This is a genomic window from Bacillus sp. FSL W8-0116 (genome assembly GCF_038003825.1).
In the GTDB taxonomy this organism is placed as follows: domain Bacteria; phylum Bacillota; class Bacilli; order Bacillales; family DSM-4216; genus Bacillus_O; species Bacillus_O smithii.
Window position 1 is genome coordinate 2,519,772 of sequence record NZ_JBBOPY010000001.1, and the last position, 15,485, is coordinate 2,535,256.

Sequence of the window (15,485 nt, forward strand, 5' to 3'; positions counted from 1 at the left end):
ATAATCAATATATACGAAATTTTTCCGCACAAAGTGAGGTGAATTGATATGGCCAAGCAAAACAAAGCTTTCAAGTTTCGTTTGTTACCAAACAAAGAACAATCCGCATTATTAGCTAAGACATTTGGTTGTGTTCGCTTTGTCTACAATAAGATGTTAGCTGAACGCAAAGAAACGTATGAAAAGTTCAAGGATGATAAAGAATTGCTTAAAAAGCAAAAGTTTCCGACCCCTGCAAAATATAAAAGTGAATTTCCATTCCTAAAAGAAGTGGATTCTTTAGCTTTGGCAAATGCACAAATGAACTTACAGACTGCTTATAAGAATTTCTTTGAAGGAAATGCGGATTTTCCAAAGTTCAAAAATCGTAAAGCAAAACAATCCTATACAACTAATATGGTCAACGGAAATATTAAGCTAGAAAATGGTCATATCAAACTGCCAAAAATCAAAAAGCCAATAAAAATGAAACAGCATAGAGAGATACCTGCTGATTATAAAATCAAATCTTGCACTATTTCTAAAACAAAGACAGGCAAATACTACATTTCAATTTTGACAGAATATGAGAAAGATATTCGTCCAGTTAAAATACAGAAAGTTGTTGGTTTGGATTTTGCTATGGATGGTCTATATGTCGAGAGTGAACAGGGTAAGAAAGCCAATTACCCACGTTACTATCGGCAAGCCTTAGATAAATTAGCAAAAGCACAACGAATTCTTTCTCGAAGAAAGAAAGGTTCTGCAAGATGGGAAAAACAACACCTGAAAGTGGCTAAGCTACATGAAAAGACAGCGAATCAGCGCAGAAACTTTCTTCATCATAAGTCAAAAGAATTAGCAACAAACTATGACGCTGTGATTATTGAGGACTTAGACATGAAAGGCATGTCTCAAGCCCTCAACTTTGGAAAAAGCGTTCATGATAACGGCTGGGGGATGTTCACTACTTTCTTAGCGTATAAGCTAAAAGAACAGGGGAAACAACTTGTGAAAATTGATAAGTGGTTTCCCTCCACTAAGAAGTGTTCATGTTGCGGCAAGGAAAAAGAAATGCCATTATCTGAACGTGTATATAAATGTTCTTGCGGCTTTGTATTAGATCGCGATCACAATTCAGCAATCAATATCAAAAATGAGGGATTACGCTTATTAGCATAAAGAATAATAACTTTCGGAACGAGAGGGTTAGCTCGGTCAATTTTCTGTCATTAGACGGGATTACCCGAGAAGCCCCCACTTCAATCAAACCGTAAGGTTGATAAGTGGAGGGTAGTTCACACATCTTCCAACTGATCTACGAAGTGCATGAACCGTGTTGGTGATGGGGCATTTTGAAAGGAAAAATGGACCAAAATGATCATAAAAGCAACTATCCCCTTCTTCCGCAAGAAAATTCTTGCGGGGGAAGGGGATGTTTGACGTTGGATCTCGGTATTATTGGATATCTTTCAAACGGCAGAACTTTATTGAATAGGTCCACCCAATTTTTCAATTTCTGCGGGTACATCGGTAAATTTCTTAAAGTTTTCACGGAAGCGGGCCGCCAATTCCAGTGCTTTTTCTTCATATGCTTTTTCATCCTGCCATGTTTTTTTCGGCAGCAATACTTCGTCCGGCACTCCCGGAACATGAAGAGGGATCTCCAGACCGAAAATTTCGTCTTTCTGAGTTTCGGTATTAGCTAATTCGCCTTCTAAAGCGGCTTGAACCATTGCACGTGTATAGGATAGTTTCATTCGGGATCCGACGCCGTATTCTCCGCCTGTCCATCCGGTATTGACCAAATAGACTTGCACATTATGTTCATCGATTTTTTCACCGAGCATTTCAGCGTATCGTGTAGCCGGAAGAGGCAAGAATGGCGCTCCAAAGCATGTGGAGAATGTTGCTTCAGGCGAGGTAACGCCCCTTTCCGTACCGGATAATTTGGATGTGTATCCGCTTAGAAAATGGTACATGGCCTGTTCTTTTGTCAATTTGCTGATAGGGGGCAGAACACCGAAAGCGTCTGCGGTCAAAAAGATAATCGTGTTTGGATGACCTGCAATACTAGGAACGACAATATTATCGATCGCGTCAATTGGATAGGCGGCACGAGTATTTTCTGTCAAGGAAGAGTCGTTATAATCCGGAATCCGAGTATTTTCATCCAATACTACATTTTCAAGAACGGACCCAAAGCGGATCGCATGATAAATTTGCGGTTCCTTTTCTTCGGAAAGCCCAATGCATTTTGCGTAGCAGCCGCCCTCCATATTAAAGACTCCTGTAGATGACCATCCGTGCTCGTCATCTCCTATTAAACGGCGGTTCGGGTCTGTGGATAAAGTGGTTTTTCCCGTTCCGGAAAGCCCGAAGAACAGAGCAACGTCTCCTTCAAAACCGACATTGGCCGAGCAGTGCATCGATAAGACGCCGGATTCCGGCAAGAGATAATTCATGATCGAAAAAATGGATTTCTTCATTTCTCCGGCGTATTCAGTCCCGCCAATCAATATGACTTTGCGTTCAAAAGAGATAATGATAAAAGTTTCTGATCTCGTTCCGTCAACTTCAGGATCAGCTTTAAAATTAGGGGCCGAAAGAATGGTAAATTCCGCCTGATGACCCGCTAATTCTTCTTCCGTCGGACGGATAAAAAGCTGATGGGCAAAAAGATTATGCCATGCGTATTCATTGATTACTTGAATCGGAAGGCGATGAGATGGATCGGCGCCGGCGAATCCTTTAAATACGAAAATTTCTTCTTGTTCTTTTAAGTAACGAATGACTTTATGGTATAATTTATCAAAAACTTCTGGAGAAATCGGCTGGTTCACCGGTCCCCAGTCTATTTTGTCTTTGGTTGATGGCTCTTTTACAATGTATTTGTCTTTTGGTGATCTCCCGGTATATTTTCCGGTTTGAGCGCGAACGGCGCCGGAAGCAGTTAATACGCCTTCTTTTCTGGAAAGGACTTTTTCAACCAGTTGTGGGACAGATAATTGAACATGGACATTGGATCCCTTAACTAATTCCAAAATTTCATTCGAAATGACAGAATTCATAAATAATAACCATCCTTTTGTTTTTATTTTTAGATGTTATTTTCGAGTTTACTTAAGAAATAGTATAACACTTTTATTCGATTAGTCTATACTATTTATCGTAAATTTTTGTCTATTTTTTTTCATCTTTTCCTTAATTGGCATGCCTATTCTATACTATATAAAAGGAAGAAAAAAGGGAGAAACAGGATATGATTCAGAGTTTTTTGGTTCAGGTTTTAACGTCTTTCCGAAAGAAGTCTCCCATCCTTTAGGAATGTGAAGGTGTGAATAGCACCAATGAGTAGGTGGGAGATGAATTTCGGTTGGCTTTAGCCAAAGTTATTTTTCCAATCCCTTTCTCAACAATTCTAAGATTGCGGCTGTTCTAGTTGGAATCCCATTTTCTTTTTGATATTGCTCCAATTTTTCTAATATCGTCTTAGGCATACGAATTTCTACACGTTCTTTCTCTTCTCTCATGATTATCACCTCATATTGATTGTACGGATTTTTTACGGTATAATCAATATATACGAAATTTTTCCGCACAAAGTGAGGTGAATTGATATGGCCAAGCAAAACAAAGCTTTCAAGTTTCGTTTGTTACCAAACAAAGAACAATCCGCATTATTAGCTAAGACATTTGGTTGTGTTCGCTTTGTCTACAATAAGATGTTAGCTGAACGCAAAGAAACGTATGAAAAGTTCAAGGATGATAAAGAATTGCTTAAAAAGCAAAAGTTTCCGACCCCTGCAAAATATAAAAGTGAATTTCCATTCCTAAAAGAAGTGGATTCTTTAGCTTTGGCAAATGCACAAATGAACTTACAGACTGCTTATAAGAATTTCTTTGAAGGAAATGCGGATTTTCCAAAGTTCAAAAATCGTAAAGCAAAACAATCCTATACAACTAATATGGTCAACGGAAATATTAAGCTAGAAAATGGTCATATCAAACTGCCAAAAATCAAAAAGCCAATAAAAATGAAACAGCATAGAGAGATACCTGCTGATTATAAAATCAAATCTTGCACTATTTCTAAAACAAAGACAGGCAAATACTACATTTCAATTTTGACAGAATATGAGAAAGATATTCGTCCAGTTAAAATACAGAAAGTTGTTGGTTTGGATTTTGCTATGGATGGTCTATATGTCGAGAGTGAACAGGGTAAGAAAGCCAATTACCCACGTTACTATCGGCAAGCCTTAGATAAATTAGCAAAAGCACAACGAATTCTTTCTCGAAGAAAGAAAGGTTCTGCAAGATGGGAAAAACAACACCTGAAAGTGGCTAAGCTACATGAAAAGACAGCGAATCAGCGCAGAAACTTTCTTCATCATAAGTCAAAAGAATTAGCAACAAACTATGACGCTGTGATTATTGAGGACTTAGACATGAAAGGCATGTCTCAAGCCCTCAACTTTGGAAAAAGCGTTCATGATAACGGCTGGGGGATGTTCACTACTTTCTTAGCGTATAAGCTAAAAGAACAGGGGAAACAACTTGTGAAAATTGATAAGTGGTTTCCCTCCACTAAGAAGTGTTCATGTTGCGGCAAGGAAAAAGAAATGCCATTATCTGAACGTGTATATAAATGTTCTTGCGGCTTTGTATTAGATCGCGATCACAATTCAGCAATCAATATCAAAAATGAGGGATTACGCTTATTAGCATAAAGAATAATAACTTTCGGAACGAGAGGGTTAGCTCGGTCAATTTTCTGTCATTAGACGGGATTACCCGAGAAGCCCCCACTTCAATCGAACCGTAAGGTTGATAAGTGGAGGGTAGTTCACAATAGAATTTATTTCTATTTCAGGAAGAAAACATTGCGTCAACGGAAAGACAAAAATTTGTTGACACCCGTTTGGTTTCTACGTTATAGTTTAACATTGAACGGATACTCTTATCCTGAGTTGGCGGAGGGACAGGCCCGATGAAACCCGGCAACCTTCTCAACGACAAGCGATGATTTTGAAGCCGTCAGGTAAAAGGACATGCTTCTTATGTCGTACCGGCGACGCGAGGGGCTTGTGAGAAAGGTGCTAACCTGATGCAAGGTGTAAATACCTTGAACGATAAGAGTGAAAGGCGCATGTAACCAAAAACCTTTCCTCTGCATTCTTTTGGGAAAGGTTTTTCTTTTTGATTGAGTTTGGCGCTGGACCATTGAGATTGCCGGTCCTTTGGAAACGGGCAATCATACCATACTACGAAAGGAAACGAGTACCGTTTAAAAATAAAGCGAACATCCATTTTCAAATGTTTTGACCCCAAAAAGATAAGGCTTACTTTCTCTGTTGTCAAGACCTTAACTGGCGGGTTAAAAGAAGGAAATGGAATTGATCGAAACTGCGATAGGAGGAACTTTGATGTCAAAAAAACGCCGTCTTTTCACTTCAGAGTCTGTCACCGAAGGGCATCCGGATAAAATTTGCGACCAAATTTCTGATGCCATTCTCGATGCTATTCTCGAAAAAGACCCGAACGCAAGGGTAGCTGCTGAAACTTCAGTAACAACTGGGCTTGTGCTGGTTTCTGGAGAAATTACGACGTCTTCTTATGTGGATATTCCCAAAATTGTACGCCAAACGGTGCGGGATATTGGCTATACCCGGGCGAAATACGGATTTGACGCAGATACTTGCGGTGTCTTGACGTCTATCGATGAACAATCTCCCGACATTGCTCAAGGGGTGGACCGCGCCTTGGAAGCAAGAGAAGGATCGATGACGGATGAAGAAATTGAAGCGATTGGCGCGGGCGACCAAGGTTTGATGTTCGGATTTGCCTGCAATGAAACGGAAGAATTAATGCCGCTTCCTATTTCTTTAGCCCATTCTTTATCCCGCCGGTTGACAAAAGTGCGCAAAGAAGAGATTATTCCTTACTTGCGTCCGGACGGAAAAACTCAAGTAACGGTTGAATATGATGAAAACGACAAGCCTGTGCGCATCGATACGATTGTCATTTCGGCCCAACATCATCCGGAAATCACGTTAGAGCAAATTCAGCGCGACATTAAAGAACATGTTATTGACCCAATTGTTCCAAAAGAATTGATCGATAATGAAACGAAATATTTCATCAATCCGACCGGCCGTTTTGTTATTGGAGGACCTCAAGGTGACGCCGGATTAACGGGACGGAAAATTATCGTAGACACTTACGGCGGCTACGCAAGACATGGTGGAGGAGCTTTTTCTGGGAAAGATCCGACGAAAGTAGACCGATCTGCAGCCTATGCTGCCCGCTATGTAGCTAAAAATATTGTGGCAGCTGGACTGGCAGAAAAGTGTGAAGTACAGCTTGCTTATGCGATTGGGGTAGCTCAGCCGGTATCGATTTCCATCGATACATTCGGAACTGGAGCTGTATCGGAAGATGTATTGGTAGACGTCGTGAGAAAGAACTTCGACCTGCGTCCAGCTGGAATTATCAAAATGCTTGATCTGCGTCGCCCAATCTACAAACAAACAGCTGCATACGGCCATTTCGGACGCACCGATTTGGACCTTCCTTGGGAAAAAACAGATAAAGCCCAAACGCTTCGCGAACAAGCATTAAATCAATAGACAAATGTACAGGAGTTACACTTTTAGCTGTAGCTCCTTTTTCATTTGAACGTGAAGATTTTTTAATGAATCCAAGTATTGTGGCCATCTATAGTGGAGAATAAATGGTACAATTGATGAATCATCGTGAAAAAGGGGATACTTATACAACATTCCAATAGGCAAACTCTCCTACAACTAGAAAAGGACTGATAAAAAATTCGACTTTTGACCTTGGACGCTTTTCCTGTTGATGTATTGGAAGTGATTTTATTTTGGACTTCCGGAATGAAATGGAAATTATTCATGAAATAAATTCCTTGCCAAGATTCACAATTTCGTTAAACTAGTAATGTGAACTTAAATTACAGAAAGGTGATAGTCATGTGCGGCTTTATCGGTTGCGTTTATGATCATAAAGATTATCCGAAATTAACGGAAGAACAATTTAAATTAATGAACGATATCATTTATCACCGTGGTCCTGATCATGATGGATTTTATCAAGATGAACACGTTCAATTAGGATTTCGACGTTTAAGTATTATTGACCTTGAAAACGGAAACCAACCGCTGTCATTTGAAAATGAACGATATTGGATTATTTTTAATGGCGAGATCTACAATTATGTGGAATTACGAGAAGAACTTTTAAAAGAAGGCGTTGAATTTGCTACTTCGTCTGACACAGAAACCATCGTCGCTTTGTACAGCCGCCTAAAAGAAAAAGCTGTAGAAAAGCTTCGCGGTATGTTCGCTTTTGTGATCTGGGATAAAGAAGAACAAGTGTTGTTCGGTGCAAGAGATCCGTTCGGCATTAAACCGTTTTTTTATAAAGAAGAAGGAGGACGTACTTTTTTTGCTTCCGAAAAGAAGAGCATTTTGCTTGCCAGTGAAGAAAGCAGCTTAAATGCGAATGCCGCTCAACATTATTTTACGTATCAATACGTTCCGGAACCTGATACATTGCATGCGGAAATTCAAAAATTGGAACCTGGCCACTATTTTATTAAAAAAGTCGGCGAAAACATGACGATTCGCCGTTATTGGAAAGCCGCTTTCCAACCGATTTACCGCGAAGAAGACGAATATGTGAAAATGGTGCGTGAGGCGCTTCTTGATTCTGTAAAAGTACACATGAGAAGCGATGTGCCTGTTGGATCCTTCCTTTCAGGGGGAATTGATTCTTCTTTTGTTGCTGCGATTGCCAAGCAATACCATCCAAAGATTAAAACATTCTCTGTCGGATTTGAACGCGATGGATATAGTGAAATTGATGTGGCTAAAGAAACAGCGGAAAAATTGGGTGTGGAAAATATTAGCTACGTGATCACACCGGAAGAATATATGAAAGAACTGCCGAAGATTATTTGGCATATGGATGATCCGCTGGCCGATCCGGCTTGTGTTCCGTTGTACTTCGTGGCTCGCGAAGCAAGAAAACATGTAACAGTCGTATTATCAGGAGAAGGAGCAGATGAACTTTTCGGCGGCTATAATATTTATCGTGAACCGCAATCATTGGCTGTTTTTCAAAACATACCGGAAGTTGGGAAAAAATTGCTTCGATTGTTGGCTTCCATTTTGCCTGATGGTGTGAAAGGAAAAAGCTTTATTGAACGCGGCGTTACGCCGATGGAAGAACGGTACATCGGTAATGCGAAGATGTTTGGAGAAGAGGAAAAACGGAAACTATTGCGACAATATCGCGACGGCCTTGAATATACCAACATTACAAAGCCATTTTATGCAGAAACAGTCGGTTATGACGATGTCGATCGCATGCAGTATATTGATATTCATACATGGCTGCGCGGTGACATTTTGTTAAAGGCAGATAAAATGACAATGGCCCATTCTTTGGAATTGCGCGTTCCATTCCTTGATAAAGAAGTATTTGAAGTGGCGTCCAAAATTCCAACGCGCTATAAAACCGCTCATGGCACGACCAAATACATCCTTCGAAAAGCTGCGGAAGGAATTGTCCCTGATCATGTATTAAATAGAAAGAAACTGGGATTCCCGGTGCCAATTCGCCATTGGCTGAAAGCAGAAATGCATGATTGGGCTGTAACCATTATTAAAGAAAGCGAAACGGGGCATCTTATTAACAAGCAATATGTATTAGATTTACTGGAAGAACATTGCCAAGGAAAAAAAGATAACAGCCGTAAAATTTGGACCGTTCTTATTTTTATGATTTGGCATGCTGTATATGTAGAAGGCAAATATGAATTTCAAACACAAAAACAACGGGAAATGCAGCTTGTGTAATAATGGGTAAAAAACTAGGGGAGATAGGTAATGGCCTGTCTCCCCATTTGCACCCATGCTTTTTCAAAGGAGTCAATGGGTGCTTTTTGATTTTTTACATTGGTTAGTGGATCGTTAAAATACACATACTGATCGTCATAGCCGGTGACTAATACCGAGTGTTCTTTATAGGTAATTTTTATTTTTCCGCTCTCCGTATGCCAAGTTTGAAACGCGCTGTCCGGCAGCTTATTGTAAGTGGTATTGATGATAACCCAAACTGGGCGGCCGTCGGAAAGATGGACTTTTAATTCTTCAAAATCCGCTCCTGTCAAATCTAATGCCTTCTTGCCTTCTGGCAAATATTTATTGGCCAGTTCCAAAATGGGCTTATGATAAACTCCCAGGCCGGGTTTAGAAAGCGTATACATATCGCCGACAAATCCGTTGTCAGGGTCGCCGAAAAAAATAAGTCCATTCTCCACTAGATAAGTGGCAGGGTTCTTTTTCACTTCTTTGGCCAGTTCCATTTTATCGACGGAGACGCCTGCTGATTGAAGGAGCATGGCTAAGCTTGTCACTTCGCATCCCCGTGGCAGTTCCGGCAATTGAGGAATGAGAGGGGAATCAAGCAAAACACTCTCTTTTACTTTGGCTGTAGAATAATGAGTCCAATGATGAAATGCTATAAGCGATTTTTGGAACGGAATCGAATATTTGATTTCATCCCGGAAAAAGACTGAAAGAAACAAGAAAAAAAGCAACACTATTAAAACGGTCGGTTTCCATTTGTCGCGGAAATATCTTATGATAAAAAGAAGAAGGATTCCTAAACTAATGAGAAAAAAGAATAAAATCATGAAAGTAAAATTCATTCAGCACCACCTAAAACATTTTTGAGAGCACCGGATGGAAAACAAAATGGATGTTTGAATCAATACCGGCGCATGATCCTGCTTGGAAAGTGGATGGCAGGAATGGGATAATGGTTTTTGGACATACTACTAATCCTTTTGATTTTGCAGCTGCTTATAATACTGAGCTTTTTCGGCATACTCCCGGACAATTCGTTCCATTTCGCTTTTATCATGTTCATTTATGGGACGGATGACTTTGGCTGGCCGTCCGAAAGCCATTGAGTGTGGAGGGATGACTTTTCCCGGCGGTACAAGGCTGCCGGCTCCGATAAAAGCCCCTTCTCCAATTTCGGCGCGGTCGAGTATAATAGAACCCATACCGATAAGAGCCTTTTTACGAATGATGCAACTGTGCAAAATCACTTGATGGCCGATTGTCACTTCATCTTCCAATATTAATGGATTATTTGGACTTTGATGAAGTACGGAGTTGTCTTGAATATTGACTTTTTTACCGATGATCGTTGGTGCAACGTCTCCTCTGATGACGGTGTTGAACCAAACGCTGGATTCTTCGCCAATTTCAACATCTCCCGTAATGGTGACATAATCAGCGATAAAGGCAGAATCAGCGATCTTCGGCGTTTTTTCGTGATAAGGATAGATCATGACCGTTCTTGGCTCCTTTCATTGCTCCTTCTACCTTATTCTATCGAATTTTAGAAGATTTGTATAATGTGGTGGGTATCTTCCTTGCCAAATCTGTATTTTTGCTACATGATGTGAACGTTGGAGAAAATCTATCTCAGCAAGTGGCCGTAATGGATAAGAGTCGACACTGTTTAAAAAATTGGATTCTATAAGCGAAGTGTCGGTATTTATCAACGAAGCCGTTTAGAGAGCATGAAAGGAACAAGAAACGGAGGCAAAAGGGACCTCTAGATCTGTAAAAAAGCGAGGTTGATCAACATGTGGAAATGGGATCCCGAGGATGGACAAGGAAAGGGCGTCATTGTCATGATTCACGGCGCTTTTGAACATCATGGCAGATATGGATGGCTCATTGAAATGTGGAGAAATTCCGGTTTTCATGTAGTAATGGGCGATTTGCCCGGGCAAGGAACGACATCCAGGTCTAAGCGCGGCCATATTGAGCGTTTTGATGAATACATATCGGCAGTGAAAGAGTGGTTACAGGCTGCCTACCAATTTGATTTGCCTATATTCTTGCTTGGACATAGTTTAGGAGGGCTTGTTGCCATCCGTCTATTGCAGGAAGAGCGAGTCAAACTGGCTGGGGTGATCTTGTCTTCGCCTTGTTTAGGGCTTCTGCACACGCCGCCAAAAATTCTTGATGTTCTTTCCTATGGTTTAAATTCCCTGGTCCCTTCCGTTAAATTTACAACGGGATTATCCATTGAAATGGCGACGAGGAATAAAGAAGTACAGGAAATTGATTTAAACGATACGTTGTACGTGACAAAGGTGTCAGTCCGCTGGTACAGGGAAATGATACAGGCTGTAAAGCTTGCGTTCACAGATGTTTCGAAAATGCCTGATATTCCATTTTTGGTCATGCAAGCAGGAGATGATAAAATTGTAGATAAGTCTGAAGTGAAAAAGTGGTTTCAGCAATTGTCTCTTTCAGAGATGCATTTCAAAGAGTGGCCGAAACTGTACCATGAAATTTTTAATGAGCCGGAAAGAGAAGAGGTTTTCGCATATACGAAGAGTTTTGTCGAAAATTGCTTGCGTTCCATTGGCTATGTGGTTGATTAAAAGAGGTGAGAATATTGACCATCCCCACCCATCCATTTTCATTAATGGGGCAGGCTTATCGTAAAGTATTTCCAACTGTTCACAAAGAATTAAACAAATGGAAAAAAAAGGCGAACTCGATACCTGATCAAGAATTGAAAAAACAAGCACTTGCCAGTATCGAACATAAAACGTTTCATTGTGAAGGCGGTTCGATTTTAGCGCTGCTGTCCGGCGAACATATCGGAGAAGCTGTAAAGTTTATTGTCGCTTACCAGACGATCAGCGATTACTTGGACAATTTATGCGACCGGAGCACTTCTCTTGATCCAAAAGATTTTGCTGCCCTTCACGAATCGATGATAGATGCGTTAACGGTAGGAGCTCCTTTTCGCCCTTATTACCGATTTCGAAACGAGCAGGAAGATGGCGGCTATTTACGGGAATTAGTCGGCACATGCCAGTCAGTTTTGCAAAAAATCAATCATTATCCGGCTATATCTTCCTACTTGCTTGAACTTTGCCGATATTATTGCGATCTCCAAATACATAAGCATGTTTGTGTGGAAGAAAGAGAAGAACGATTAAAAAAATGGTTTTCTCGTTATAAAGATCAGCTTCCGAAGATGGAATGGTTTGAGTTTTCGGCTTGTTCAGGTTCCACTTTGGGCATTTTTTGCTTAGTTTCTTATGCATTTAGAGACGATTTCAAGCCGGAATATGCGTCCATGATTCGAGAAGCCTATTTTCCGTATATCCAAGGTCTTCACATTTTATTGGATTATTTTATTGATCAGGAAGAGGACCGAAAAGGCGGAGATTTAAATTTTTGCTTTTATTATGACAGTCAAGAAGAGCTTTTGTCCCGCTTTCAATATTTTATTCAAAAAGCGGATAGCAGCACGAAACATTTGCCTCATGCCAAATTTCATCAATTGATCAACAGGGGGCTCCTTGGCATTTATTTATCGGAGGATAAAGTCAACCAACAAAAGGATGTTCAGTCTTTAGCGAAGAAAATTATCCGTTTTGGAGGTTCGACCAGCTACTTTTTCTATTATAACGGCAGAATGTATCGAAAATTTCGTCAGCATGTGTCCAAATAACCTTTTTCTGTTTGGACAGAAACATACAAAAAGAGCCGTTTTTCATCCGTTCGTTCATTCATGGAATGTTTCCGAAAGTATTGGTGACGTTAAGGAAGAGCAATTTATTAGACATTTAGCCGCTCATAGTGAATAATGAAACAATCAAACCAAAGTTTTCAATAAGGGGATGTAAAGAAGTGGCTTTAAAATTAAGTGTTTTAGATCAGTCGCCCATTTCAGAAGGAATGACGGCGGAAGAAGCACTCTCCAATACAGTGAAATTGGCTCAGCATGTAGAAAAATTGGGATATGAGCGTTTTTGGGTTTCTGAACACCATGATTCAACCACTTTAGCAGGATCTTCACCGGAAGTGTTGATATCCTATCTGGCAGCCAAAACGAAAAAAATCCGGCTAGGTTCCGGCGGGGTAATGCTCACTCATTATAGTCCGTTTAAAGTGGCGGAAAATTTTCGTGTTTTAGAAGCGCTGAATCCGAAACGAATCGATTTAGGAATAGGACGTGCCCCCGGTGGAATGCCGAGAGCCACGCTGGCGTTAAACAACGGCCAGTACCGCAAAGTTGACCGTTATTCGGAACAAATTGATGAACTGCTCACCTATCTATACGATTCGCTGGACGAAAGTCATCCGTATTACGGATTGAAAGCTTCTCCTGTTACACAGACTGTTCCTGAAGTTTGGATGCTCGGTTCCAGCCTTTCCAGCGCAGAACTGGCTGCTCAAAAAGGACTGCCCTATACATTTGCCCAGTTTATCAATGGGGAGGGAGGTCCGGAGTTTACAAAAGAGTATCGCCGTCAGTTCCGACCGTCCAAGTATTTAAGCGAGCCTAAAAATATGGTAGCGGTTTTTGCCATTTGCGGAGAAACAGAAGAAGAGGCGGAACGAATTGCTTCAAGTTTAGACTTAACTTTACTTATGCTGGAACGGGGAACGCCGCTGAACGGAACTCTAAGCCCGGAAAAAGCCGCTCAATATTCGTACGATTCATTGGAACGAAAGATCGTTCAGGAGAATCGAAAACGGATGATTATCGGTGATCCGAAACAGGTCCACGATCAACTCTTGCGCTTAAGTGAATTATATGAAACAGAAGAAATTGTGTTGGTGTCCATCACTTACAGCTTTGAAGACCGTTTGCGCTCTTATGAACTGATTGCGGAAGAAGTGCTTAAGTAAAAGCCAATCTGAATGAAAAAGAAAAGGCAACTGGTTTATCACCCAGTTGCCTTTTTTCTCTTTCAATCTCGCCAAGAATGTCATTTCCTTTTTTCAAAAGCAATAATAAACGGCGGATCGTTAATTTGATTGATAAATTGGTAAAGCAGCACATGAGCGATGGATTGATCAATGCTGCGGACAAAAGAACAAAGTTCGTCTTTTTCTCTTTTTCCTTCTTCATGGCCGTGATAGACAACCAACACAATGACGCCTCCAGGAGCCATGATTTCGAGCAATTGTTCGACCGCTTCTTTAGTCGTTTCCGGTTTGGTGACGATCGATTTGTCGCTTCCGGGTAAATATCCGAGATTGAAAATCGCCGCGGTAATTTTTCCGTGAAACTTTTCGGGAATCGTTCGGATTAGTTCTTCATGTCCTCTATGATAGAGGACGACTCGATCAGTCAGTTGATGCTGCTCCAAACGTTCTTTTGTTTTTTTCAACGCTTCTGTTTGGACATCAAAAGCAAATACTTTCCCCTTTTCCCCTACTAAATTGGCAAGGAATACCGTATCATGCCCGTTGCCCATGGTGGCATCTACGACAGCATCCCCTGGCGTTACTGCTTTTTCCAAAAGCGTCCGCGCATAAGGCAAAATTCCTTCTAATATCATTGAATTCACCTGCTGTTCATCATGAATGGACTTTGGCTTTTTTGAAAAATTTTCCTTGCCAGCTGTTTCGGCGCTTCAGTTCATCGTCAATGGCGTTTAAAACTTCCCATTTGTTGACGCTCCACATCGGACCGACCATCAAATCGATCGGACCGTCGCCGGTAATACGGTGAATGATCATTTCAGGGGGCAGAATTTCTAATTGATCGCACACTAGTTGAACGTATTCATCAAAGGATAGAAATTTCAACATTCCCTTTTCATATTGTTTGACCATCGGTGTTCCTTTTAACAAATGAAGAAGATGGATTTTAATCCCTTGAACGTCCAATTTGGCGACAGCTTCAGCGGTTTCCATCATCATGTCATATGTTTCCAATGGTAAACCATTAATAATGTGGGAACAAACTCTGATACCGTGTCGGCGAAGTTTTTCTACTCCTTCTACATAACAGTCAAAATCATGCGCACGATTAATCAATTGAGCGGTTTTTTCATGGACGGTTTGCAATCCTAGCTCGACCCATAAATAAGTTCTTTCATTCAACTCTGCCAAATAGTCCACTACATCGTCGGGAAGGCAGTCCGGACGTGTGGCAATCGACAATCCTACTACTCCTTCTTGTTTTAAGACCGTTTCATATTTTTCCCTTAATACTTCTACGGGTGCGTGAGTGTTGGTAAACGCTTGAAAATAAGCCATGTATTTTGCATCTTTCCATTTCTGATGCATTTTTGCCTTTATTTTATGAAACTGTGTTTCCAAATCGTCGGCGCGGTCGCCTGCAAAATCTCCGGAACCAGCCGCACTGCAAAATGTACAGCCGCCGTATGCGACGGTGCCGTCCCGATTTGGACAATCAAAACCGCCGTCTAAGGCAACTTTAAATACTTTATGGCCAAACACCTGACGTAAGTGATAATTCCAGGTGTGATAACGTTTGTCATTGTTGCTGTATGGAAAAGGGTTTTCCATTTGCATTCCTCCTAACGTACAAATTTTATCATGAAGAGCGAATACATTCCAATAGAACAAGAATGCCACGTAAAAGTAAATAAAGATTCCATTTTTAAAAGGGAA

At 40.8% G+C, this 15,485-nt stretch carries 13 protein-coding genes and 1 riboswitch; of the genes, 7 read left to right on the forward strand and 6 right to left on the reverse strand.

Annotated features, from left to right (window positions below):
• Positions 1-48: 48 nt before the first annotated feature.
• Complete coding sequence (locus tag N1I86_RS12090; protein ID WP_003353982.1) at positions 49-1,161, forward strand: RNA-guided endonuclease TnpB family protein; 1,113 nt, start codon at positions 49-51, stop codon at positions 1,159-1,161.
• Between the two features lie 305 nt (positions 1,162-1,466).
• On the opposite strand, the gene pckA is transcribed toward N1I86_RS12090, so the two are convergent.
• Together pckA and N1I86_RS12100 are read right to left on the reverse strand one after the other, a co-directional pair.
• Positions 1,467-3,050 carry a phosphoenolpyruvate carboxykinase (ATP) gene (gene pckA / locus N1I86_RS12095; RefSeq protein WP_341096516.1) on the reverse strand — a complete coding sequence of 528 codons (1,584 nt, stop codon included), beginning with the start codon at positions 3,048-3,050 and terminating at the stop codon, positions 1,467-1,469.
• A gap of 321 nt (positions 3,051-3,371) precedes the next feature.
• Positions 3,372-3,512 carry a ribbon-helix-helix protein, CopG family gene (locus N1I86_RS12100; RefSeq protein WP_003352379.1) on the reverse strand — a complete coding sequence of 47 codons (141 nt, stop codon included), beginning with the start codon at positions 3,510-3,512 and terminating at the stop codon, positions 3,372-3,374.
• A gap of 87 nt (positions 3,513-3,599) precedes the next feature.
• Between N1I86_RS12100 and N1I86_RS12105 the strand changes: the two genes are divergently transcribed.
• The 3 genes from N1I86_RS12105 to asnB all read left to right on the forward strand — a co-directional run bounded on the left by N1I86_RS12105 (position 3,600) and on the right by asnB (position 8,864).
• Positions 3,600-4,712: an RNA-guided endonuclease TnpB family protein gene (locus N1I86_RS12105; RefSeq protein ID WP_003353982.1), complete on the forward strand. Its 1,113-nt coding sequence runs from the start codon at positions 3,600-3,602 to the stop codon at positions 4,710-4,712.
• Between the two features lie 227 nt (positions 4,713-4,939).
• Positions 4,940-5,121, forward strand: a riboswitch (SAM riboswitch).
• Between the two features lie 287 nt (positions 5,122-5,408).
• Positions 5,409-6,611 (forward strand): methionine adenosyltransferase, encoded by a 1,203-nt coding sequence (gene metK, locus N1I86_RS12110; RefSeq protein WP_003353837.1) that lies wholly within the window; start codon positions 5,409-5,411, stop codon positions 6,609-6,611.
• Between the two features lie 363 nt (positions 6,612-6,974).
• Positions 6,975-8,864, forward strand: a complete 1,890-nt coding sequence (asnB, locus tag N1I86_RS12115; RefSeq protein ID WP_048623868.1) for an asparagine synthase (glutamine-hydrolyzing) — start codon at positions 6,975-6,977, stop codon at positions 8,862-8,864.
• Positions 8,865-8,878: 14 nt separating this feature from the next.
• Here the strand turns inward: asnB and N1I86_RS12120 are convergent, their stop codons facing one another.
• Positions 8,879-9,718 (reverse strand): C39 family peptidase, encoded by an 840-nt coding sequence (locus N1I86_RS12120; protein WP_341096519.1) that lies wholly within the window; start codon positions 9,716-9,718, stop codon positions 8,879-8,881.
• A gap of 129 nt (positions 9,719-9,847) precedes the next feature.
• Positions 9,848-10,369 carry a gamma carbonic anhydrase gene (locus N1I86_RS12125; protein ID WP_003353834.1) on the reverse strand — a complete coding sequence of 174 codons (522 nt, stop codon included), beginning with the start codon at positions 10,367-10,369 and terminating at the stop codon, positions 9,848-9,850.
• Positions 10,370-10,669: 300 nt separating this feature from the next.
• On the opposite strand from N1I86_RS12125, the gene N1I86_RS12130 reads away from it, so the two are divergent.
• From N1I86_RS12130 to N1I86_RS12140, 3 genes are all read left to right on the forward strand, one after another.
• Positions 10,670-11,479 carry an alpha/beta fold hydrolase gene (locus N1I86_RS12130; RefSeq protein ID WP_003353833.1) on the forward strand — a complete coding sequence of 270 codons (810 nt, stop codon included), beginning with the start codon at positions 10,670-10,672 and terminating at the stop codon, positions 11,477-11,479.
• A gap of 14 nt (positions 11,480-11,493) precedes the next feature.
• The gene (locus N1I86_RS12135; RefSeq protein ID WP_003353831.1) at positions 11,494-12,564 is read left to right on the forward strand and encodes a tetraprenyl-beta-curcumene synthase family protein; all 1,071 of its coding nucleotides are present in this window, start codon (positions 11,494-11,496) and stop codon (positions 12,562-12,564) included.
• A gap of 179 nt (positions 12,565-12,743) precedes the next feature.
• The gene (locus N1I86_RS12140; RefSeq protein WP_341030079.1) at positions 12,744-13,748 is read left to right on the forward strand and encodes an LLM class flavin-dependent oxidoreductase; all 1,005 of its coding nucleotides are present in this window, start codon (positions 12,744-12,746) and stop codon (positions 13,746-13,748) included.
• 80 nt (positions 13,749-13,828) lie between these two features.
• Here the strand turns inward: N1I86_RS12140 and N1I86_RS12145 are convergent, their stop codons facing one another.
• Entirely contained in the window at positions 13,829-14,404 is a 576-nt protein-coding gene (locus N1I86_RS12145) for a tRNA (mnm(5)s(2)U34)-methyltransferase (protein WP_003353829.1), read from the reverse strand.
• Positions 14,405-14,423: 19 nt separating this feature from the next.
• Positions 14,424-15,386 (reverse strand): TIGR01212 family radical SAM protein, encoded by a 963-nt coding sequence (locus N1I86_RS12150; protein ID WP_040341210.1) that lies wholly within the window; start codon positions 15,384-15,386, stop codon positions 14,424-14,426.
• Positions 15,387-15,485: the final 99 nt, after the last annotated feature.

Bases quoted from the DNA above. Each gene is read 5' to 3' on its own strand.
- pckA (WP_341096516.1), bottom strand. From the start codon at position 3,050: ATGAATTCTGTCATTTCGAATGAAATTTTGGAATTAGTTAAGGGATCC.
- N1I86_RS12090 (WP_003353982.1), top strand. From the start codon at position 49: ATGGCCAAGCAAAACAAAGCTTTCAAGTTTCGTTTGTTACCAAACAAA.
- N1I86_RS12125 (WP_003353834.1), bottom strand. From the start codon at position 10,369: ATGATCTATCCTTATCACGAAAAAACGCCGAAGATCGCTGATTCTGCC.
- N1I86_RS12130 (WP_003353833.1), top strand. From the start codon at position 10,670: ATGTGGAAATGGGATCCCGAGGATGGACAAGGAAAGGGCGTCATTGTC.
- N1I86_RS12120 (WP_341096519.1), bottom strand. From the start codon at position 9,718: ATGAATTTTACTTTCATGATTTTATTCTTTTTTCTCATTAGTTTAGGA.
- N1I86_RS12100 (WP_003352379.1), bottom strand. From the start codon at position 3,512: ATGAGAGAAGAGAAAGAACGTGTAGAAATTCGTATGCCTAAGACGATA.
- asnB (WP_048623868.1), top strand. From the start codon at position 6,975: ATGTGCGGCTTTATCGGTTGCGTTTATGATCATAAAGATTATCCGAAA.
- N1I86_RS12150 (WP_040341210.1), bottom strand. From the start codon at position 15,386: ATGCAAATGGAAAACCCTTTTCCATACAGCAACAATGACAAACGTTAT.
- metK (WP_003353837.1), top strand. From the start codon at position 5,409: ATGTCAAAAAAACGCCGTCTTTTCACTTCAGAGTCTGTCACCGAAGGG.
- N1I86_RS12145 (WP_003353829.1), bottom strand. From the start codon at position 14,404: ATGATATTAGAAGGAATTTTGCCTTATGCGCGGACGCTTTTGGAAAAA.
- N1I86_RS12105 (WP_003353982.1), top strand. From the start codon at position 3,600: ATGGCCAAGCAAAACAAAGCTTTCAAGTTTCGTTTGTTACCAAACAAA.